Source organism: Pandoraea soli (assembly GCF_902459595.1).
In the GTDB taxonomy this organism is placed as follows: domain Bacteria; phylum Pseudomonadota; class Gammaproteobacteria; order Burkholderiales; family Burkholderiaceae; genus Pandoraea; species Pandoraea cepalis.
Map to the genome: position 1 here is coordinate 271,510 of NZ_CABPSG010000002.1, position 21,177 is coordinate 292,686.

At 65.0% G+C, this 21,177-nt stretch carries 17 protein-coding genes; 9 read left to right on the plus strand and 8 right to left on the minus strand.

What is annotated here, in order from left to right; translation table 11 throughout:
• Positions 1-8 precede the first annotated feature (8 nt).
• The 5 genes from PSO31014_RS05205 (at position 9) to mdoH (ending at position 8,241) form a co-directional block, all read left to right on the plus strand.
• Positions 9-1,199 (plus strand): amidohydrolase family protein, encoded by a 1,191-nt coding sequence (locus tag PSO31014_RS05205; protein ID WP_150550639.1) that lies wholly within the window; start codon positions 9-11, stop codon positions 1,197-1,199.
• Entirely contained in the window at positions 1,196-2,467 is a 1,272-nt protein-coding gene (locus PSO31014_RS05210) for an MFS transporter (RefSeq protein WP_150550640.1), read from the plus strand. The genes PSO31014_RS05205 and PSO31014_RS05210 overlap by 4 nt, the downstream gene beginning before the upstream one ends.
• Before the next feature lie 184 nt (positions 2,468-2,651).
• Positions 2,652-3,728 carry an alpha/beta hydrolase gene (locus PSO31014_RS05215; RefSeq protein ID WP_150550641.1) on the plus strand — a complete coding sequence of 359 codons (1,077 nt, stop codon included), beginning with the start codon at positions 2,652-2,654 and terminating at the stop codon, positions 3,726-3,728.
• A gap of 350 nt (positions 3,729-4,078) precedes the next feature.
• Positions 4,079-5,602 carry a glucan biosynthesis protein G gene (locus PSO31014_RS05220; RefSeq protein WP_150550642.1) on the plus strand — a complete coding sequence of 508 codons (1,524 nt, stop codon included), beginning with the start codon at positions 4,079-4,081 and terminating at the stop codon, positions 5,600-5,602.
• Positions 5,599-8,241 (plus strand): glucans biosynthesis glucosyltransferase MdoH, encoded by a 2,643-nt coding sequence (gene mdoH, locus PSO31014_RS05225; RefSeq protein ID WP_150550643.1) that lies wholly within the window; start codon positions 5,599-5,601, stop codon positions 8,239-8,241. Before PSO31014_RS05220 ends, mdoH begins: the two co-directional genes overlap by 4 nt.
• A 114-nt stretch (positions 8,242-8,355) precedes the next feature.
• Here the strand turns inward: mdoH and PSO31014_RS05230 are convergent, their stop codons facing one another.
• On the minus strand, positions 8,356-9,120 hold the full coding sequence (locus PSO31014_RS05230; protein WP_150550644.1) for a peptidoglycan DD-metalloendopeptidase family protein: 765 nt from the start codon (positions 9,118-9,120) through the stop codon (positions 8,356-8,358).
• Between the two features lie 336 nt (positions 9,121-9,456).
• Here PSO31014_RS05230 and PSO31014_RS05235 point away from each other — a divergent pair, with 336 nt between their 5' ends.
• The 3 genes from PSO31014_RS05235 to PSO31014_RS05245 all read left to right on the plus strand — a co-directional run bounded on the left by PSO31014_RS05235 (position 9,457) and on the right by PSO31014_RS05245 (position 11,556).
• Complete coding sequence (locus PSO31014_RS05235; protein WP_010805153.1) at positions 9,457-9,660, plus strand: cold-shock protein; 204 nt, start codon at positions 9,457-9,459, stop codon at positions 9,658-9,660.
• Positions 9,661-9,883: 223 nt separating this feature from the next.
• Entirely contained in the window at positions 9,884-10,519 is a 636-nt protein-coding gene (locus PSO31014_RS05240; protein ID WP_150550645.1) for a LysE family translocator, read from the plus strand.
• Positions 10,520-10,788: 269 nt separating this feature from the next.
• The gene (locus PSO31014_RS05245) at positions 10,789-11,556 is read left to right on the plus strand and encodes a flagellar brake protein (RefSeq protein ID WP_150550646.1); all 768 of its coding nucleotides are present in this window, start codon (positions 10,789-10,791) and stop codon (positions 11,554-11,556) included.
• A gap of 98 nt (positions 11,557-11,654) precedes the next feature.
• Here the strand turns inward: PSO31014_RS05245 and PSO31014_RS05250 are convergent, their stop codons facing one another.
• From PSO31014_RS05250 to PSO31014_RS05280, 7 genes are all read right to left on the minus strand, one after another.
• Positions 11,655-13,004, minus strand: coding sequence for a hemolysin family protein (locus tag PSO31014_RS05250; protein ID WP_150550647.1), 1,350 nt, complete (start codon positions 13,002-13,004; stop codon positions 11,655-11,657).
• A gap of 144 nt (positions 13,005-13,148) precedes the next feature.
• Positions 13,149-14,060 carry a LysR family transcriptional regulator gene (locus tag PSO31014_RS05255; RefSeq protein WP_150550648.1) on the minus strand — a complete coding sequence of 304 codons (912 nt, stop codon included), beginning with the start codon at positions 14,058-14,060 and terminating at the stop codon, positions 13,149-13,151.
• Between the two features lie 124 nt (positions 14,061-14,184).
• Positions 14,185-15,012, minus strand: coding sequence for a dioxygenase family protein (locus tag PSO31014_RS05260; RefSeq protein ID WP_150550649.1), 828 nt, complete (start codon positions 15,010-15,012; stop codon positions 14,185-14,187).
• 47 nt (positions 15,013-15,059) lie between these two features.
• Entirely contained in the window at positions 15,060-15,464 is a 405-nt protein-coding gene (locus PSO31014_RS05265) for a DoxX family protein (RefSeq protein WP_150550650.1), read from the minus strand.
• Between the two features lie 183 nt (positions 15,465-15,647).
• Positions 15,648-16,898, minus strand: a complete 1,251-nt coding sequence (gene glcF, locus PSO31014_RS05270; protein WP_150550651.1) for a glycolate oxidase subunit GlcF — start codon at positions 16,896-16,898, stop codon at positions 15,648-15,650.
• Between the two features lie 8 nt (positions 16,899-16,906).
• A complete protein-coding gene (glcE, locus tag PSO31014_RS05275; RefSeq protein WP_150550652.1) occupies positions 16,907-18,031 on the minus strand; it encodes a glycolate oxidase subunit GlcE in 1,125 nt (374 codons plus the stop codon).
• Complete coding sequence (locus tag PSO31014_RS05280) at positions 18,031-19,527, minus strand: FAD-linked oxidase C-terminal domain-containing protein (RefSeq protein ID WP_174976402.1); 1,497 nt, start codon at positions 19,525-19,527, stop codon at positions 18,031-18,033. The genes glcE and PSO31014_RS05280 overlap by 1 nt, the downstream gene beginning before the upstream one ends.
• Positions 19,528-19,895: 368 nt before the next feature.
• On the opposite strand from PSO31014_RS05280, the gene PSO31014_RS05285 reads away from it, so the two are divergent.
• Positions 19,896-20,702 (plus strand): FadR/GntR family transcriptional regulator, encoded by an 807-nt coding sequence (locus tag PSO31014_RS05285; protein WP_174976403.1) that lies wholly within the window; start codon positions 19,896-19,898, stop codon positions 20,700-20,702.
• Positions 20,703-21,177: the final 475 nt, after the last annotated feature.

Genomic DNA, 21,177 nt, shown 5'->3' on the forward strand with positions numbered 1-21,177 from the left:
AGGAAGGCATGACTACACTGGACATTCGCAATGCGCGCGGTCTCGATGGCGCGCCGCTCGACGTACGCGTCGAGAACGGACGGATTGCGGCACTCGCGCCGTCGCTGCCCGGCTCGTCAGGCAGCGGCATCCGTCAGATCGATGCGGGCGGCGCGCTGCTGCTGCCCGGTCTCGTGGAGGCACACACGCATCTGGACAAGACCGTCTGGGGCATGCCGTGGTACGAGAACGCGTGCGGCTCGCGGCTGATCGAGCGCATCGACAACGAACGTCGGTGGCGTGCCGAGAGTGGGCATGACGCGGGGGCCGCGTCGCTCGCCCTCGCGCGAGCGTTCCTCGCAGCGGGCACCACGCGGCTGCGCACTCACGTCGACATCGATACCGACGCGGGCCTGCGTCATCTCGACGGCGTACTCGCCACGCGCGAAGCGCTGGCGGACACCCTCGACATGCAGATCGTGGCGTTTCCGCAGTCGGGCGTATTGGATCGCGAGGGCACCGTTGCCTTGCTCGACGACGCGCTCGCGCGGGGCGCGGACGTGCTCGGCTGGCTCGATCCGTGCGCCATCGATCGCGACCCGAAGGCGTCGCTCGACGCGATGTTTGCGCTGGCCGACAAGCATGGGTGCCCCGTCGACATCCATCTGCACGAGCCGGGCGAGATGGGGGTGTTCTCGCTCGAACTGATGCTTGAGCGCATCGCCGCGCTTGGCATGCAAGGCAAGGTCGCGGTGTCGCATGCGTTTTGCCTGGGCGAGTTGGACGCCGCGCGCGCCGAGACGATGCTCGCGCGCCTGGCCGATGCCGGCGTCGCGCTGATCACCACCGCGCCGCCGTCGCGTATCGTGCCGCCGCTCATGGCCTGCCGGCGAGCCGGTGTGCCGTTGGCGGGCGGCAACGACGGCATTCGCGACACGTGGACGCCCTATGGCTCGCCCGACATGCTCGAGCGCGCCATGATGATCGGGCTGCGCTACAACCTGCGTCGCGACGATGAACTGGACATAGCGCTCGATTGCGTCACCGATCAGGGGGCGAGGGCTTGTGGGTTCGACGACTACGGCCTGTGCGTGGGCGCGCGCGCCGACCTGGTGCTCGTCGATGCCGTGAATGCTGCGCAGGCCATCGTCACGCGTGCGCCGCGCCGCTGGGTGGTGGCGAACGGTCATGTGGTGGTAAGCGAAGGTGCGGCGGTATGACACTCTGGCTGGCCATCGTCGCGGTCGGGCTGACGCTGCGGCCGACGCTCACGTCCATCAGTCCGCTGCTGCCGCAAATCCGCGAGGCTACGGGGATGACCTATCCCGTGGCGGCGTTGCTCACGTCGCTGCCGGTGCTCGCAATGGGCGCGGGCGCCTTTGCGGCGAGCGGGCTGACGCGCCGCTGCGGTGAGCGGCGTGGGGTGCTGCTCGGACTGGGGGCGCTTGCGCTCGCCTGCGGCATGCGTTTCGTGGCCGACGATACCGCCACGATGATCGCCACGGCGCTCGCGTCGGGCATCGGCATCGCCGTCATCCAGGCGCTGCTGCCCGGCGTGGTGAAGGCAAACTACAGCGCGGCGCGCATGACGGCGATGATGGGCTTGTACTCGGCGGCGCTCATGGGCGGTGGCGGACTTGGCGCCGCGATCAGTCCGTGGGCGGCGTCCGAGGCGGGCGACTGGCGTGTCGGGCTGGGGATGTGGCTCGGGGTTGTCGGCGCGGCCGCGCTGGCCTGGTGGCGTGCGCCGCTGGTTCAGGCGGTGGCGGCACCACCGGGGGCTGTGACGTCTGCGGCGGATCTGCGCGCGGCGTGTCGGGCGGCGGGCGAGCGTGTTGCGTCGGCGACCGGCGGTGCGCCGTCGATGTTTGCGTTGCTACGCAAGCGTCGCGCCTGGACGCTGGCCGTGTACTTCGGTCTCATCAACTGCACCTATACGACGATGGTCGCGTGGTTGCCGCCGTTCTATCAGCAGCACGGCATGAGTGCGACACGCAGTGGGGCTTTGCTGGCCGGGCTGACGGCCTGTCAGGTCGTCGCGGCACTGACGCTGCCTTGGCTGGCGCGCCGTCATGCCGATCGCCGTCGCTGGCTCACGCTCGCGCTTGCGGCCACCCTTGGCGGACTCATCGGGCTGGCGCTCGCACCGGTGGCCGCCGCGTGGGCGTGGATCGGCGCCATCGGCTTCGGGTTGGGGGGCACCTTCTCGCTTGGACTCGTGCTTGCGCTGGATCATCATGCGCATCCGCGTCATGCCGCGGCGCTGGCAGCGTTCATGCAGGGCGTGGGCTTCTGTATCGCGGCGCTGGCGCCGTTCGCTGCTGGGGCGGTGCTCGATCGCACGGGCAGTTTCACGCCGTCGTGGGTCGGACTCATCATGCTCAACGTGGCGTTGATCGCGCTGACGTGGCGCTTCGATCCTGCGGGCTATGCGTCGGCACTTCGCTTGTCGCGCGACACGCCCGGCGGTCGTCCCCAGCGCGCTTGAAGCGCGCTAAATGCGCGCTCGACGCACACTCGAAGCGCGCGCCCGGCGTATGCGCCGCACCTCTCGCGCGTTGCGCACGCGAGACACGTATCCCTTAGGCAAAATTCCTGCGGAGTCCCTACGCAATCCGCGCTAAGATGGTTCGTCGTGTGATGTCACAGCGGGACGTCGGCGCGAGACCGTGATGCCTGGCCCATCGGCTGGATTCGGCCGGGCGCGTGCACCGCTGGATACCAAGGGAGAACGGATGCTCGGAATGTCGCGCGGGGCCGTGGGTCGATCGTTCGGGACGATGCTCGTCGCGCTCGGTGCCTGCAGTGTCGGCGTGGCCTTGCTCGCTGGGTTCCCCTTGCCGGCTACGGCGGCCGACACGACCTTGCCGCGGCATCCTGTGCTCGCCGCCGCACCCGTCCCAGTGCCGGCTTCCGCTCCCGTAGCCGCGCCGAGGGCTGCCTCGTCGGCGACAGTTTCGCCGCTGACCGGCGTCGACCAGCGCGTGCCGCGCAGCGATGGGGCGTACGCCAACCTTCATGTCTTCCGGCCATCCTCGGCCTGTCGTGGCGTGGCGGTGCTGAGTCCCGGTGCGGGCGATGACCGCGACGCGCTTTCCTGGTTGGGCCGCGCACTCTCGCAATATGGGTGGCTAACCGTGACCATGGCCCACAAGGAAAGCGGGCACGACTCCTTGCGCGATCGGGTGCGCAGCGGTGGATTGCGCGACGGTTTGCTGGCACTCACTACGGATCCCGAAGCTTACGACGACCGTCTCGAAGACGCGGGGGCGGCGCTGCACTGGGCGCGAACGCAGTGCCGCGCGGGGCCGGCCATCTTCGCGGGGCATTCCATGGGGGCGGCCACCGTGATGATCGAGGCGGGCGCGAAGAACAAGCTCGGGCTCGACAGCGACGACCGTTTCGATGGCTACATCGCACTCTCCCCGCAGGGGGCGGGGCCGATCTTTCCGTCGGGCGCGTGGCATGACATTCGCAAGCCTGTCTTGCTGGTGACCGGCACGCGCGACGCGCCGCTCGATGGCAAGTGGCAGACGCGCACCGAACCCTTCGCGGATCTGCCTGCCGGTTGTCACTGGCTCGCGGTCGTCGACAGCGCCACGCATTTCAATTTCGCCGGCTTCGGCTATGGGCACGGCGACATCGAGGCCAAGGTGCTGCCATTGATCCAGCGGTTTCTCGACAGTGTGCGCATGCAACGGTGTGCCATACCCACGCCGGCGACCGGTGTGAAATTCGAGGCGAAGTAACGCGGGCCTTGGTCATTGGGGGGCGACGCCACTATGCGCCGTCAGGCGACGAACCGGTGCGGCATTGGCCGCGAGGGCAGGGGGCGAATGGGCAGGAAAGGCGGTGAAAGCCTCCTGTTTTGCCTATCGGTCACAAATCGTCACAAATTTGTGATTCGCCTGGAGCGGTGTCCCAGCGGACGATTGGCATAATGTGAGTGCCCGCTTCGAAGCTTTTGCGGATGCATCTTTAGTCAATCGGTAAATGAGCGGGTAAAATTGCGCGTTCGGCGCAAGCTGGCTACGGTCGGCACGCGCGTTTCACGCTATCTCCGATGCCGATGGAATTCCTGCCCCATTACGTTTCCCGCATGATTTCCCACCGTGCCTTGCGCCTGGCGCTCGCTGGCGTACTCAGTGTGTGTGCGCTGGTCTCCGGCGCCGCGCACGCGTTCTCGTTCGACGACGTTGCCAAGCAGGCGCGCACGCTGGCGAACAGCCGCTACAAGCCGAAGGATCCAAATCTGCCCAAGACGTTGCAGAACCTCTCTTACGATCGTTATCGCAATATCCGCTTCAAGCCCGAAAAGGCGCTGTGGCGTGCGCAGAAGCTACCGTTCGAGCTGATGTTCTTCCATGAGGGCTCGTACTACGACCGTCCGGTCAAGATCAACGAACTGGCCGGCAACCGTGTGCGCGAACTGCGCTACAGCCCGGATATGTTCGATTTCGGTGCGCTGAAGGTCGATCCGAAGCAGTTGCGCGGGCTCGGCTTCGCGGGGTTCCGTATCCACTTTCCGGTGAACACCCCGAAATACAAGGACGAAGTGATGGTTTTCCTCGGCGCGAGCTATTTCCGCGCGCTGGGCAAGAACCAGACCTACGGCTTGTCCGCGCGCGGGCTGGCGCTCGACACCGCGCTCAATTCCGGCGAGGAGTTTCCGCGCTTCACCGAGTTCTGGATCCAGCGTCCGGCCCCTGGCGCGAAGGAGTTGACGATCTACGCGTTGCTCGATTCGCCGCGGGCGACGGGTGCGTATCGCTTTACGCTGCGTCCGGGCGTCGATACGACGGTGGATGTGAAGGCCGAACTGTTCCTGCGTGAGAACGTCACCAAGCTGGGCATTGCGCCGCTCACCAGCATGTTCTTCTTCGGCGAGAACCAGCCGGCGGCGGTGTCCGACTATCGTCCGGAAGTGCATGACTCGGACGGCCTGTCCATCGAGTCGGGCACCGGGGAATGGATCTGGCGCCCGCTGGTCAATCCGAAGCGCCTGCTCGTCTCGTCTTTCGCCTTGACGAACCCGGCCGGATTCGGCCTGCAGCAGCGCGACCGCGACTTCAGCGACTACCAGGATCTGGAGGATCGCTACGAATCGCGCCCTAGCGCCTGGGTTGAGCCCAAGGGCAAGTGGGGACCGGGCCGTGTGGAGTTGGTGCAGATTCCGACCCCCGACGAGACCAACGATAATATCGTGGCGTACTGGGTGCCGGATGCGCCGCCCAAGCCCAAGCAACCGTATTCGATCGAATATCGGCTGTCGTGGCAAAAGGATAATGACAAGCGCCCGCCGATGGCGTGGGTGTCGCAAAGCCGGCGGGGGCACGGCTACCGGGGAAAACCAGACGACAGTCAGCTGTTTGCGCTCGATTTCGAGGGCCCGGCGCTCAAGAAACTGCCGGAAGATGCCAAGGTCGAAGGGAACGTATCCATCGATGGCAATGGCAAGATCCTCGAAGTGCAAACGCAGCGCAATGACGTCACCGGAGGCTATCGCGTCATGCTCCGCATGCGCCGCCTCGATTCCGAGAAACCCGTCGAAATGCGCGCTTACCTGCGCAACGGCAGTAATACCCTATCCGAAACGTGGAGCTACCTGTTACCCCCCGAATGAGCGACCGTTCCGACATTCCGGTCGACGAGCTGTACGTCGACCGGTTGCCACTGCCCGCCGAGAAGCGTCGCGCCCTGCTGGCTCAAGCCAAGCGCGACGGCGGCGATTCGCTTGACGTTCTCACGCGCTTGCAGCGTTTGCTCGCCGCGCGTGCTGTGAACGGCGCGGGCGATGTGCCGACGGGTGCCGACGATGCAACGGCCGAAGCCGCGAGCGCGGCGTTCGCCGAGGCCGCTGGGCGGACCGCCGCGCAGGCCGATGCACCCGTTGCCACGGCCGCCGTGGCAACGGCCGCGTGGCATGCGCACAATAATGAGGAGATCGAATCCGGCAGCGACGCGGTGCTTGCCTCGCAATCGGTGCGTCTCGCACTCACCGACGGGGGTTCGCTCGCCGCCGCTGCCGGGCTGAACGAAGTGCGGGGCGTGCAAACCTTGCGCACCGCACCGCCGGTGCGCCGCACATCACTCATTCCGCGCGCCTGGTCGCTCAATCCCCTCGCGCGGCTGTGGCGCAAACTGACCGGCCGCGGGGATCCCGACCCGCTCGTGCGCGACGCCCCCGATCCCAAAGGCCGATGGTCGCAAGCGGGCCGCCGCCGCCGCTGGATGCTGCTCGCGCTGATGATCGCGCAGACGGCGCTGGCCACCCATTTCATGGCGTCGGTGCTTCCGTATCACGGGGCCGATCCGCTCGAATTCTCCGTGCTGGTGCTGTTCGTGCTGCTCTTCGGCTGGGTCTCGGCCGGGTTCTGGACGGCGATCTTCGGCTTCTTCGTGCTGCTGTTCGGCGGCGAACGTCACATGATCTCGAAGATGGCCGCCGGCGACGCTCCGATCGTGCCGGAGGCGCGCACCGCGCTCGTGATGCCGATCTGCAACGAAGACGTCGGCCGCGTGTTCGCCGGATTGCGTGCGACCTACGAATCGCTGGCCAAGACCGATTCGCTCGAACGCTTCGATTTCTTCATCCTGTCCGATTCGAACGAGGCCGACAATTGCACGGCCGAAGTCGACGCGTGGCAGGCGCTTTGCCGCCAGGTCGACGGGTTCGGCCGCATCTTCTACCGTCGCCGTCAGCGTCGCGTGAAGCGCAAGAGCGGCAACCTCGACGACTTTTGTCGCCGCTGGGGCAGTGACTATCGCTACATGCTCGTGCTCGACGCCGACAGCGTGATGAGCGGCGAATGTCTGACGAAGCTGGTGCGCATGATGGAGGCGCATCCGAGCGCCGGCCTGATTCAGACCGCGCCGCTTGCGGCCGGACGCGAAACGTTTTATGCGCGCCTGCAGCAGTTCGCCGGTCGGGTGTACGGCCCGCTGTTCACCGCCGGCCTGCACTATTGGCAGTTGGGCGAATCGCACTACTGGGGCCACAACGCGATCATTCGCATGGCGCCGTTCATGGCGCATTGCGCGCTTGCCCCCCTGCCGGGCAAGGGCGCAATGTCGGGCGCGATTCTCTCGCACGACTTCGTCGAGGCGGCTCTGATGCGACGCGCCGGCTGGGGCGTGTGGATTGCCTACGACCTGCCCGGCAGCTACGAGGAAATGCCGCCGAACCTGCTCGACGAGCTCAAGCGCGACCGCCGCTGGTGCCAGGGCAACCTGATGAATTTCCGGCTGTTCCTGGCCGAGGGCATGCACCCGGTGCACCGCGCGGTGTTCATCACCGGCGCGATGGCCTACGTGTCGGCACCATTGTGGTTCATCTTCCTCATCCTATCGACCTGTCTGCTTGCCCAGCACACGCTGGTCGCGCCCGAATATTTCACGGCGCCGCGACAACTGTTCCCGGTCTGGCCGGAGTGGCATCCCGAGCGCGCGCTCGCATTGTTCTCGGCAACGGCCACGCTGCTCTTCCTGCCGAAGATCCTGGCCGTGGTGTTGATCTGGGCGAAGGGCGCGAAGCGTTTCGGTGGGGCATTCGCGGTCACGGTGAGCATGCTCATCGAACTGGTGTTCTCGGCCGTGCTCGCCCCGGTGCGCATGCTGTTCCATACGCAGTTCGTGCTGGCGGCGCTCACCGGCATTGCGATTCAATGGAAGTCGCCGCCGCGTGAAGACGCGCAGACGCACTGGGGCGAAGCGATTCGCCGCCACGGCCTGCATACCCTGATCGGGCTGGGGTGGGGGGGCGTCGTCTACTGGCTCAATCCGGACTTCATCTGGTGGCTGATGCCCATCGTCGGATCGATGGCGATCTCGATTCCCGTGTCGGTGTTCTCCAGCCGGGTGTCGCTGGGGCGCGCGCTCAGGCGTGCGCGGCTGTTCCTGATTCCCGAAGAGTCGTGGCCGCCCAAGGAGCTGCGCATGACGGACAAGTACACCGAGGAGTCGCGCCAGCATGTCACCTTTGTCGACGCCGTTGTCGACCCGATGGCCAACGCCCTCGTGGCCGCGAGCGTGGTGCCCACGCTTGACGACGCAAAGCGCGACGCCCGGCGTGCCGGCCGTGTCGAGACAGCGTTGCTCAAGGGGCCGGCGAAGCTGACGAACACGCAGAAGTGGGAATTGCTCAACGACCCGCGCGCGCTCGCCGCGCTCCATCTGCTCGTATGGACGGACCCGCGTGCGCATCGCGATTGGCGCGACGCGCGCACCGAAGGGCTGTCGCAGGGCTTTCTTGCGTCGGCCTGACCGGCAGACAGTGAGAGGCTGGCGGCAATGAAAAAACGGCAGGGCATCGCGCCTTGCCGTTTTTTTTACGTTTGCGGCCTTCGCCCGCGATGAGAGAGAGACCGCATCACTGGATCAACGCGACGGCAGGAAGTCGCGGGGATTGAACGGCGTGCCCTTCTGACGTACCTCGAAGTGCAGCTTGACCGTGCCATGCGAGTCGGTGTCGCCCATCTCGGCAATCTTCTGGCCCTTGCTGACCGACGCCCCTTCCTTGACCAGAATGGCGCGATTGTGCGCGTAGGCGGTGAGGTACCCGTTCTCGTGCTGCACCATCACCAGGTTGCCGTATCCCCGCAAACCGCTCCCTGCATAGACCACCTTGCCAGCGGCTGCCGCATAGATCGGATCGCCCGCTTTGCCGCCGATATCGACGCCCTTGTTGCTGCTGCCATTGAAATTTGCCAACACCGGGCCATTGGCGGGCCAGACCATCGGAATCCGGTGGGTCGCCGTGCGTGGGGCAGCGGGCGCGGGAGCGGGCTTCGGGGCAGGGCGGGCCTGCGGTGCGGGTCTCGCGGCGCCGGACGCGGTGCTCGCAGCACCGGCGGGCGGCACGACGCGCAGCACCTGACCGACTTCGATCTTGTCGGGATCGGTCAGGCTGTTCCAGCGCACCAGATCGGCGGCACTGGCATTGTTGGCGCGCGCAATGCCATAGAGCGTGTCGCCGGACTGCACGCGATAGCTCCCGGCGGGCACTGGGCCATAGGTCGGTGACCCGGCGCAGGCGGCGAGCGTCAGGCAAACGGCCAGACTGAGCGCATGCGTGCGGCAACGGGAGAGCCAAGCCGGTTGGCTTGACGTACGAACGTCGGACGGCGACGGCGAGGGGCGCATGAGGCGAGTAGGCTCCATCCGTAGGCAGGTGTGGGGGTGAATGGCGCGGGCGCGGGAAAAAACGCCCATTGTACGGGCTGCAACCCTGGCTCGAACACCCGGAGCCAGCCCAAATTCCCACCACGGAGAGAAATTGTTACGAGATTTGCAGGCTTTACCCTGTTGACAAGCGACGCGTCTACACGTATAAAACCAACTGCAGATTGTCAAGCCGCGAAGTTGTTGTCAGACGTAGTTTTCCTGCTTCTCGCTGGTTTCTAGTCCTTCATTTTCCCTTGATTGTCAGCGCTCACGGGGTTATTTCGACCTCAAGCTATTGTTTTATTAGGAAAAAATATGGAAACCGGTATTGTTAAGTGGTTCAACGACGCAAAGGGCTTCGGCTTCATTACCCCGGACGCCGGCGGTGAAGACCTGTTCGCTCACTTCTCGGAAGTGAAGGTTGACGGCTTCAAGTCGCTGCAAGAAAACCAACGCGTGTCGTTCGAAGTCAAGACTGGCCCGAAGGGCAAGCAAGCTGCGAACATCAAGCCCATCTAATTGGCTTGATCGCATTCCCGTGATGCCGCGCCAGCCTTAGCGCGAGGCGGCGTCCCGAGATCAACAGGCCCGATGACGAAAGTCATCGGGCCTGTTTGTTTTTTGGCGTCTATTTTGATTCGCATCAGACGTGCACGCGGACGATGCGACTGTCGCGGTTCGACGCTACAATGCCTGATCGAATTCGCGTGAGCCCTCGCGTGAGCCCTTTTCCGAGGCAATCATGAGCTTGCAAACATGGTGGCTGTATGTCGTCACCGTTTTTTTCGTCTCGGCGACGCCGGGACCGAACATGTTGCTCGTCATGACGCATGGCGCGCGTCACGGGCTGCGTCCGTCGCTCGGCACGATGGCCGGCTGCATGACGGCACTCATCGCCATGATGTCGGTTTCCGCGGCCGGACTGGGCGCGGTGCTCCGGGCGTGGCCGATGCTGTTTGACACGCTGCGCTACGTCGGCGCGGCGTATCTCGTCTATCTCGGCTACAAGAGCTGGCGCTCGCCCGTGGTTGCGAACGCCGCGGCGCCGTCCGGCGTGCCCGCCATGGCGGTGGATTCGAGCTTCGGCAAACTCTTCAAGTCGGGCTTCCTGGTCGCGGGCAGCAACCCGAAGGCCATTCTCTTCGCCGCGGCGTTCCTGCCGCAGTTCATCGACCCGACCGCCGCCAAACTCCCGCAGTTCTCGATTCTGCTCGGCACGTTCGCGGTAATCGAGGTGAGCTGGTACCTGGTCTACGCCACCGGCGGGCTGCGCATCGCACCGTACTTGCGCGAAGCGCGTGTGCTCAAGGCATTCAATCGCATCAGCGGCGGCGTGTTCATGGGTTTCGGCGCGTTGATGGCCGCGGTGCATCGCTGATCTGACGCTCGCGTGCGGCAAAGGCCCGAGGGCGCGTCCGGGGTGTGGCGCGCGACACGGGACGCTGCAAGTTTGTGTGCCGGAACCCTCAATATTCCCGGCCAGTGACCGTTAACGTTCTTGACCAGATACATGAGACGGTGCGTCAGCGCCGACAGACACGCATTCGCACTGTGACGCCGTGAGGCGTCACGTGTTGCCGAGACTTTATTACGTACGGCTTGCGCCGCCCGGCGTGGTCCGTCACGGGGACAATTAGAAGATCAGGTATGGAAACGACAGAACCGCAGGTGACACCGGCGCCCACGGACAACGAAACGCAACTGCATGACTCGTATCGCATCAGCAATCCGCTGGAAATTGGCGGCGTGCTGCGTCATCTGGCGACCCGCGGCGATTTCATGACGGTGTACTTCGCGAACGGGCAGCGGCAGCTCGTCACGCGTCTGCTCAAGGTCGAGCCGCAAGTTCGCGGCTTTTATTTCGACTGGGGCGGTGTGGAGGCGGAGAACCGGGCGCTGCTTGCCAACAAGCGCGCGCTGTTCGTTGGCGTGCCCGAAGGCATTCAGGTGCATTTCCCCATTGGCGATGTCGAGGAGCGCGAGTTCGAAGGGTATCCCGCGTTCTACGCGTCGTATCCGGAAACGCTCGTGCGTTTGCAGCGCCGCGATTACTTCCGCGTGAAGACGCCGATCCTTGATCCCTACCCGTGCACGGTCAAATTCCCCGACGACACGCCGATGCGCCTGTCGGTGTTCGACCTGTCGCTCGGTGGCGTCGGCTTGCGCACGAAGGCCGATGCGGCGGCCGAAATTCCGAAGGGCTCGATGCTCATGCACGTCGAGATCGAATTGCGCGACTACGGCACTGTCCAGGTGGACCTCGAAGTCTGTGCCATTCGCACGGTGCCGTTGGCGAAGGACGTCGAGTATCACATCGGCTGCCGCTTTATCGCCCTCTCGCGTACCGCCGAGTCGCGTCTGCAAAAGCTCATCACGCAGCTCGAACTCAATCGCAAGGCGTTCGCTCGCGGCTAAGCGTTCGGTGTGACGCGATCCACCCGGCGCTTGCATCCGCGGCGCTGGTACAGCTCGCCGAGCGCCGATGCGGGCGCGTTTCCCGACGCGCTGGCGCGTCAATCGTCGCGTTGCTGCGTGACAGCGTGGGGCGGTTCGCCACGGGCTTCTCGTACACCGTCGGGATAGATGCGCACCAGCACGATACGCGGTCCCTGCATCTTCTTCACGACGACGGAAAAGCCTTCGAAGTCGACCTTCTGGCCCTCGTGCGGCAGGTAGCCGAGCACGTCCATGATCAGGCCACCCACCGATTCCGCGTGCTCGCTCGGGATCTCGATGCCCAGCGAGCGTTCCAGCGTCAGGATGGGCAAGCTGCCGCGGCCGATGAGCGTGCCATCTTCCATGTGGGTCCAGTCGTCTTCCGTCTGGCGGAATTCGTCGCGGATCTTGCCGACAAGCGCCGAGAGCAGGTTGTCGAGTGTCAGGAAGCCAATGGGCTTTTGGTCCGGCCATCCCACAATGGCGAAGTGAGGCGCGCCCCGGCGAAATCGGCGGAACAGCTCGCGCGCCGGCATGTCGGGTTTTACGCGCTCCACCGGCCGCGCCATGCTGCCCAGATCCTCGATCGACTGGCCATGATGCTCCGCGAGGAACAGGTCTTTCAGGTGCACGACGCCGAGCACGGTTTCGCCATCGTTGTCGAAGTACGGGTAGCGGCTGTAGCGGTGACGATAGGCCGTATCCATGTTCTGCGCGAACGTCGCATTGCGGCGGAAGCTGGCCACTTCGCTCATCGGATGCATGAGATCGGAGACGGTCAGATCGCTGAAGTCGATGGCGTAGGCGACCACGTTCCAGTCGTCGCGCGACAATTTCTCGCTCGATGCCCCCCGGCGCATGATCAGCTTGATTTCATCGGCCGAGTAATGCGCATCGGTGCCGTGCGACGGATCGAGACCTGTCCAGCGCAGCAGGCGGTTGGCGCTGTGGTTGAGAATCCAGATCGCCGGATACATCAGCCAGTAAAAGCCATAGAGCGGGACGGCCGTCCAGACGGAGACGATTTCCGGCATGCGCAGGGCCATCGACTTCGGTGCGAGTTCGCCCACGACGATGTGCAGGTACGAAATCGTGAAGAACGCGATGAAGAAGGCGAGCGCATGAATCAGCTCTGCCGAGTTGACCCCCAGCGCGGCGAATAGCGGCGTGAGAATGCGCGCGAACGCGGGCTCACCGATCCAGCCCAGACCGAGCGAGGCGAGGGTGATGCCGAGTTGGCACGCGGAAAGATAGGTATCGAGCTGGCTGTGAACCTTGGCCAGGATACGGCCGCGCCAGCCGCGTTGGCGGGCGATGACATGAACGCGCGTCTGGCGCAGTTTGACGAGGCCAAATTCCGCCGCCACGAAGAAGCCGTTGAGCAACACCAGCAGGATCGCAGCGACGATCAGTAAAAAATTTTCCAAAATATATGAAATGAGACATCAGGCCCGTCAGTATAAGTGACATTCGCCTGCGGAAATCAATTGCCGTGACGTTCCGGTGTGTTGTCTGTCAGTTGCGTGGGATTCGCAGAGCTTTCGTGGTGGATGTCGGCAAGTCTGCGCGACTCAACGGCGGTCGATGGCCCGCCAGCCGGGCATGGCAAAGGCGTCGACAAGAAAGTCGATGAGGGCGCGAACCTTGGCGCTCAGGTATTTGCGCGAGGGATAGACGACGTAGACACCCATTTCGCCTTGCGTGTATTCGGGCAGGAATTCGACGAGCCGGCCGTCGCGCAAGGCATCTTGCACGAGAAACGCCGGTTGCAGGATGATGCCCGCCCCGGCAACGGCGGCGGCCAGGCAGGTATCGCCGTTGTCGGCGATCAGCCGCGCGCGCGTGCGCACGGAAACCGGACCGTCAGGGCCGTCGAAGCGCCATTCGCGTCGATGCGAGAAGTAGCTGTAGCCGACTGTCTCATGATGGGCGAGTTCACTGGGATGCGTTGGCGTGCCATGCTGCGCGAGGTAGCCGGGCGAGGCGCACAGCACCAGCCGGGTACCCGCGAGCCGCCGATGCACCAGCGACGAATCGGGCAGGCGCGTGATCCGGATGGCCAGATCGTAGCCTTCGTCCACGATATCGATGAGACGATCGCTCAGCGTGATATCGAGTGAGACCTGCGGATGTCGCGAGAGAAACGTGGGCCAGAGCGGCGCGAGATGCAGCACACCGAAGGTGTGCGGGGCGTTGATGCGCAGCGGCCCGGCCGGCAGACCGTCCTGCTCGCCCGCCATGGCATCGGCCTCGTCGAGTTCCGTGAGGATCTGACGGCAGCGCTCGACGTAACGCTGGCCCGGCTCGGTGAGCGACAGGCGTCGCGTGGTGCGTTGGAGCAAACGCGTGCCCAGACGCGCCTCGAGATCGGCCACGTAACGCGAGATGGCTGTCTTGGAGATGCCCAACGTTGCGGCGGCTTTCACGAAGCTGCCCGACTCGACCACGGCGATGAAGCTCTCGATCTCACGAAGTTTGTTCATGCCGGGGCGTGGCTCCTCAGGAATGCGCATTGCGATGCGCGATCAGGCCGGTGGCCGGACAGGCGACGGCGCCGACGGTGCCGCGAAGGCCTGGCCTGTCGCGACACCGTCCGTGCCGATGTCGTTATTGTGCCAGCGCGTCCACTTCGGCGAGCGACGGGGCCGTGTTGCCGAACGCGAAGGCGTCCATGCGCAGTGCGCCGTAGGTGGCGCCGGTGTCGAAATGCGTCTGACGGGAGGCGTTGTCGGCCGCGCCCAGGGCAATGTAAAGCGGCAGCAGATGCTCGTCGGTCGGATGGGCGCGTTCGGCGTAGGGTGCGCGGGCCCGATAGTCGAACAGGGCATCGAGGTCCATCGCCGCGAGATGCTCGGTGAACCAGGCAACGAATTCGGCCAGGTAGGGCGCTTCGGCACGGTCGTCCGACGGGGCACGGAACACCTCATGCAGATTGTGCGTGAAGCTGCCCGACGCGAGGATGAGCGTGCCGTCCTGTGCGAGCGGCGCCAGATGTTGCCCGAGCCGATATTGCCACTCGGGACGTTCATGCCGTTGCAGCGACAACTGGGTGACCGGGACATCCGCGTCGGGGTAGAGGTAGCGCAGCGGCACCCAGGCGCCGTGATCGAGGCCCCACTGGTCGTCGGCGGTCGCGGGCAGACCCGCGCCGCGCAGAATCTGCACCGTGCGCTCGGCGAGCGCGGGCGCTCCCGCAGCGGGGTATTCCAGTGCGTAAAGCTCGCGCGGGAAGCCACCGAAATCGTGGATCGTGCGTTGTTGCGCCAGACTGCCCACGCGCGGGGCCGGCGTCGACCAATGCGGGGAAATCACGAGGATCTCCCGCGGACGCGGCACCGCACGCCCCAACGCCGTCAACAGCGGGCCGGTGCGGCCCGGATCGACCGCGAGCAACGGCGAGCCGTGGGAGACGAAGAGGGTAGGAAGGGCAGACATGGCAATGACTCCGGCAAAAGAACGCTAACGAGAACCCAACAAGGCCATCAGGCGGTGCGCGCGCGGCGTATCGCGCAGGCGCCGTCGCCGAGTAGGGCCAGGACCAGCAGCGCCGCCAGCCAGAACGCCGGGAATTCCCAGCCGCCGCCCTTGTTGGTGAACACCCAGCCGTTGTGGCCGTGCACCGACACAATCGTGCCGAGCATCAACGCCGCCAATGGCAGCGCCGCCCAGCGCGCGTAGAAGCCCGTGATCAGCATCAGGCCGCCGATCAGCTCCAGCGCCATCGTGACATAAGCGACGAAGGGCGGCAGGCCCAGCGAGCCCATGAAGCCAACGAATCCGGGGACGGTAAACACGAACACCTTGAGCGACAGGTGGGCGAGGAAGAGGATGCCCAGCGATACGCGCAGCAGCAGTGCGGCGTAGGGGGCGGTTTTGTTGTCGATCATGACAGGCTCCGGCAAAGGAATCGAAGTAAGGGGCGGCTCAGCCATCGACGCGACGACTGACTCAACTACGATTTTAGGGAGCGCCATCGTTTAGATAAACGGGCGTATTGGGGATTGATTGTCCCTTTCAAAGGGACAATCAATCGTTGCCGCGGAGGTGAATCGGAAGGGTTGCGTCGGCGCTCAGGCCGACGCGATCATTCGGTCGAGCAGTTCGATCCAGTGCTGAACCGGCGCGTGATCGCGCGCGTGCTCGCCCTTGGCGGTTGCCTGCAAATGACAGATGCAACCGACGTTGGCCGAGACGACCAGTTCGGGATCGAGCGCGTCGAGCGACTTCCACTTCGCGTCGCGCAGTTGGTGCGACAACGTTGGCTGCGTGACCGAATAGGTGCCTGCGGAGCCGCAGCAGATATGGCTGTCCTGCGGCAGCATGACGCTCACGCCGACCCCGGCGAGCACCTTCTCCACCACGCCCTTGAGTTGCTGGCCGTGTTGCAGCGTGCAAGGCGGATGGTAGGCAACCTTGCCGGTTTTGCGGCTCGGCACGCGTTGCTGCAAGGCTTCCAGGTTATCGAGCAGCACTTCCGACAAATCTCGTGCAAGTTCCGAGACGCGTTGCGCCTTGCCTGCATATTGCGGATCGTGACGCAGCAGATGGCCGTACTCCTTGACCGTCGCGCCGCAGCCTGACGCGTTGATCACGATGGCTTGCACACCTGCTTCGATCTCGGGCCACCAGGCGTCGATGTTGCGGCGCGCATCGTCGAGGCCGTCGTCCTGATAGTTCAGATGCAGGCGGATCGCGCCGCAGCAACCGGCCGCCGCCGGCCGCACCATTTCGATCTCGAGTGCATCGAGCACGCGGGCGGTGGCCTTGTTGACGTTCGGCAGCATGGCGGGCTGCACGCAACCTTCGAGCATCAGCATGCGACGGGTGTGCGTGCTCTGCGGCCAACTGCCCGAGCGCTGGCGATGCGGCACCTTCTCGCGCAGCGAGCGCGGCAGCAGCGACCGGAACTGTTGGCCCAGGCGAAGGGCGGGCGAGAACAGCGCTCGATTGGGCAGCACGCGGGCGAGCGTCCAGCGCAGCGCGCGCTCGCTGGCGGGGCGACAGACCTTGGCGTCGACATGACGGCGGCCGATGTCGACGAGACGGCCGTATTGCACCCCCGACGGACAGGTCGACTCACAACTGCGGCAGGTCAGGCACCGATCCAGGTGACGCTGCGTTTCACGCGTCACGGGCTGGCCCTCGACCATCTGCTTGATGAGATAGATGCGCCCGCGCGGGCCGTCGAGTTCGTCGCCCAGTAACTGATAGGTCGGGCACGTGGCGGTGCAAAAGCCGCAATGCACGCATTTGCGGAGAATGGCTTCGGCTTCGTCGCCGTCTGGCGTTTGACGGAGAAAGTCTGCGAGGTTCGTTTGCATCGTCGTCTTTAGCGGTACAGCCGATGGCGGTTGAAGATGCGGCTCGGGTCGAACGTGTGCTGCAAACGCTTGCCGATAGCGTGCAGCGCGGCCGATGGCGGGGTAAATACGCCAGCCGACTTGTCGCCGTGGCGAAACAGCGTAGCATGCCCGCCCACCGCTGCGGCAATCGCGCGCACATCGTCGGCGGCGCGCGGTGTGATCCACCAGCGTTGCGCGCCCCCCCATTCGATCAGGTGCTCGTCGCCGTGAGCGAGTGGCGGCGTGGTCGAGGGCACCGACAGACGCCAAAGCGGTTGGCCGTCTCCCGTGACTGGCGCGCTCGCGAAGAAGCGGTGTGTCTGCTCGCGCAGGGTCTGCCAGAATGCATGCGCTTCGAGGGCGTCGACAGGTTCGCCGCCCATCGCGGCGCGCGCTGCGGCGATGGCCGCCGCGGCACCGCCAAGGCGCACACGCAGCACGTCGTCGTGCCAGGCCGACCCCATCAGCGGCAGCGGCTGAGCCCCCCAACGGTTGAGTTGCTCGATCGCTTGCGCCTGCGGCAGTTCGAACTGCAACGTGGCCTCGGCCACCGGGCAGGGCAGCACTTTGATCGAGAGTTCGAGCAAGACGCCGAGCGTGCCGAGCGCACCGGCGAGCACGCGGGAGACGTCGTAACCCGCGACGTTCTTCATCACCTGCCCACCGAAATGCAGCACTTGTCCCTGACCGTTCATGACGACGGCGCCGAGCACAAAGTCGCGCGGCGCGCCAACGTGTGGCCGGCGGGGGCCAGCAAGGCCTGCCGCAATGCAGCCGCCGAGCGTTGCCCCGGGCCCGAAATGCGGCGGCTCGAACGGCAGGATCTGGCCGCGCGCGGCCAGGGCCGATTCGATCTCCGCCAGTGGCGTGCCCGCGCGGGCAGTGATCACGAGTTCGGCCGGATCATACGAAACGATGCCGCGATACGCGCGCATGTCGAGCCGTTCGCCAGTGGGCGTCTGGCCATACCAGTGCTTGGTGTTGCCACCCTGGATATCAAGCGGCGTGCCGTTGGCGGTGGCGGCGAGCACACGCTCGCGTATCGCGGCGAGCACTTGTGCCGCCGCTTGCGCATCCACGTCGGGCAACGCGAGGGAGGGGGCTGACGACATCAGAACCTCGGCAATTCGGGATGGGGCAACAGGCCGCCGCGCACGTGCATCTTGCCGTACTCGGCGCAGCGCGCACGCGTGGGAATGCCCTTGTCGGCGTTGAGCAGGCCGGCGGGGTCGAAGGCGCGCTTCACACCGAAGAACGCATCGCGCTCTTCGGGCGAGAATTGCACACACATCGCGTTGATCTTCTCGATCCCGACGCCGTGCTCACCGGTCACCGTACCCCCCAGCGCCACGCAGGCTTCGAGAATGTCGCTACCGAACGCTTCGGCGCGATGCCACTCGTCGAGATCGTTGCCGTTGAACAGAATCAGCGGGTGCATGTTGCCGTCGCCGGCGTGAAAGACGTTGATGCAGCGCAGTCCATATTGCGCTTCCATGGCTTCGATGCGCTTGAGCAGCGTGCCGATGGTCCGTCGCGGGATCGTGCCGTCCATGCAGTAATAGTCGGGCGAGAGGCGTCCGGCGGCGGGGAAGGCGTTTTTGCGTCCGGACCAGAAGCGCAGACGTTCGGCTTCCGATGTGGACACCTGGATGCGAGTGGCGCCCGACGCGCGCAGCACCGCGGAGACCCTTGCGATTTCCTCCAGGACTTCTTCGGGCGTGCCGTCCGACTCGCACAGCAGAATGGCGGCGGCGTCCAGATCGTAGCCCGCGTGAACGAACGCCTCCACTGCCTGGGTGGCCGGCTTGTCCATCATCTCCAGGCCGGCCGGGATGATGCCCGCCGCGATGATGGCAGCGACGGCGTTACCGCCCGCCTCGACATCATCGAAGCTGGCCATGATGACTTGCTGCACCTGCGGCTTCGGCACGAGCTTCACGGTAATTTCCGTGACCACGCAGAACATCCCTTCGCTGCCGATGAACACGGACAACAGGTCGAGTCCGGGGGCGTCGAGGGCGTGAGAGCCGAATTCCACGATCTCGCCGTCCATCGTCACGGCGCGCACCCGCAGGACGTTATGCACCGTCAGGCCGTATTTAAGGCAATGCACGCCCCCGGAATTCTCCGAGACGTTACCGCCGATCGTGCAGGCGATCTGCGACGACGGATCCGGTGCGTAGTAAAGCCCATAGGGCGCGGCCGCTTCGGAGACGGCGAGGTTGCGCACGCCGGGCTGCACGGTGGCAGTGCGCGCGTAAGGATCGACTTCGAGAATACGTTTGAATCGGGCAAGCGAGAGCACGATGCCGTCGGTGATCGGCATGGCACCGCCAGACAGGCCCGTGCCGGCGCCGCGCGGCACGACGGGCACGTCATGGGCGTGGCAGGCCCGCAGAATACGACAAACCTGCTCCTCGTCGGCAGGCAGTACCACGGCAAGCGGAAGCTTGCGGTAGGCAGCCAAGCCGTCGCATTCGTACGGCGTGATCTGTTCGCGGTCGGTCAGCCACTGGGCGTCGGGCACGGCGGCGCGCAGTGCCGCGAACCGGGCGGCGCGCGTGGCGTCGTCAATCGTCTCGAAGACGGGCTCGTCGGCGGCGCGCATAGGCATCGGCGGCGAAGATGACGACGACGGGACCGGACGCTGCGGACTCAGCGACGCGGGGGGAGACGGGGGCAACGCATTCGATGTCATCAGGCTGGCTCTCGGACAATCGTTAACGTGTGATGGCGTTTCACGGATCGTTGGTCTACTGGTAGACTGGTCGACCAGTTGTCGAATGATGCTATCGTATAGGGAATGATCCGATTTCGACTACAGGGTTAACCCTTGTTATGAGGGGCATCTCTCAGTGATGCCGAGCATCGGGCCGCGCGCCTGCCCTGAGCGAAGCGTCATCCTGTATCGTCGTGTCTGTGATTTTTCCGTCGAGAACCGAAGCCGACATGTCGTCCAACGAGTCGTCCTTGCCTATGTCTTCCTTCCCCGTCAGCGAATCTTCGGGCACCGCCGCGAGTTTTGCGCCGGTCACGCCGCCGCCGCGTCTGCGGCTGTCCGACATGGTGTACGAGCAACTGGAGACGATGGTCGTCGAAGGCCGGCTCGCCCCGGGCTCGGCGCTGCCGTCCGAGCGCGATCTGGCGCAGCAGATGGGTGTGTCGCGCCCGTCCCTTCGCGAAGCGCTGCTGCGGCTGGAGTCGCGTGGCCTGATCGTCGGCCGCGCCGGCGGCGGGTACCTCGTCGCCAACGCCAGTCAGCCGCTGCTCGCGGAACCGTTATCTCAACTGATGTCGCGACACAGCAAAACCGTCGACGACGTGCTGGAGATGCGCGAAGTGCTCGAAGCCAAGGCGGTCGAGCTGGCGGCCGCACGCGCAACGCCCGAGGACATCGCACGGCTCGCACAAGCGCTTGAAGCGCTCGAAGCGGCCTATGCCGCTGGGCGCGATGGTCTGGACGGCGAGGGCGCTGCCAAGGGGCAGTCGCTGCTCACCCGCGTGCCCGAACTCGACGCGCACTTCCATCTGGCGCTGGCGGAAGCCACGCACAATCTTGTGCTGGTGCACCTGATGCACGCGATCTTCGAGCTGTTGCGCGGCTCGGTGGTCGACAACTACCGCGCCATCGTCGGCCATGGCGCGGATCTGGCCGAGCTGATCGAACAGCACCGTCGCATCTTCACCGCCGTGGCGTCGCGCGACGCCACCGTTGCGCAACGTTCGTTGCGTGAACATCTGACCTTCATTCGCAACCATTCAGGCGACGTCGAGCCGGTCTAACTCGATTTTTCTTGCCGGCGAGTCACCTCGCCGAGGGTCGGCAGCCCCCCCTAAAACATCATCGTTTTCCCTGAGCCTGCACCCGGCGACGCGATGCCGCCCGAGGGTGCATCGCGCCTTGTTCCGGTATGCAATGCCCCGCAAGGGCCCGATTTTCCTGCGTTTGCCGGTTATCGGGCGCTTACCCCGACGCCGTCCAAGTGTCCGAGCAGGGGACCAACGGCAACCGGAATGCGTGTGCTCTCGGGTTGACAGTGCCCCGGTCATGAACTACTTTTGGAACCATAAAAATACTTAATTCGATATATTGAATCTTGTATATCAGATGAAAGGCGCCAGGATAGCCCCGATAAGACTCGTGAATTCCTTCGGGCAAGGGCTGAATCGACGCCGTATTTTCTGGAGACATTCGTTGGGTAAGCACGCATTTCCTTTCGGGCAGCGTTCGTGCGACGGTTTATCCGCATCGGCTGCC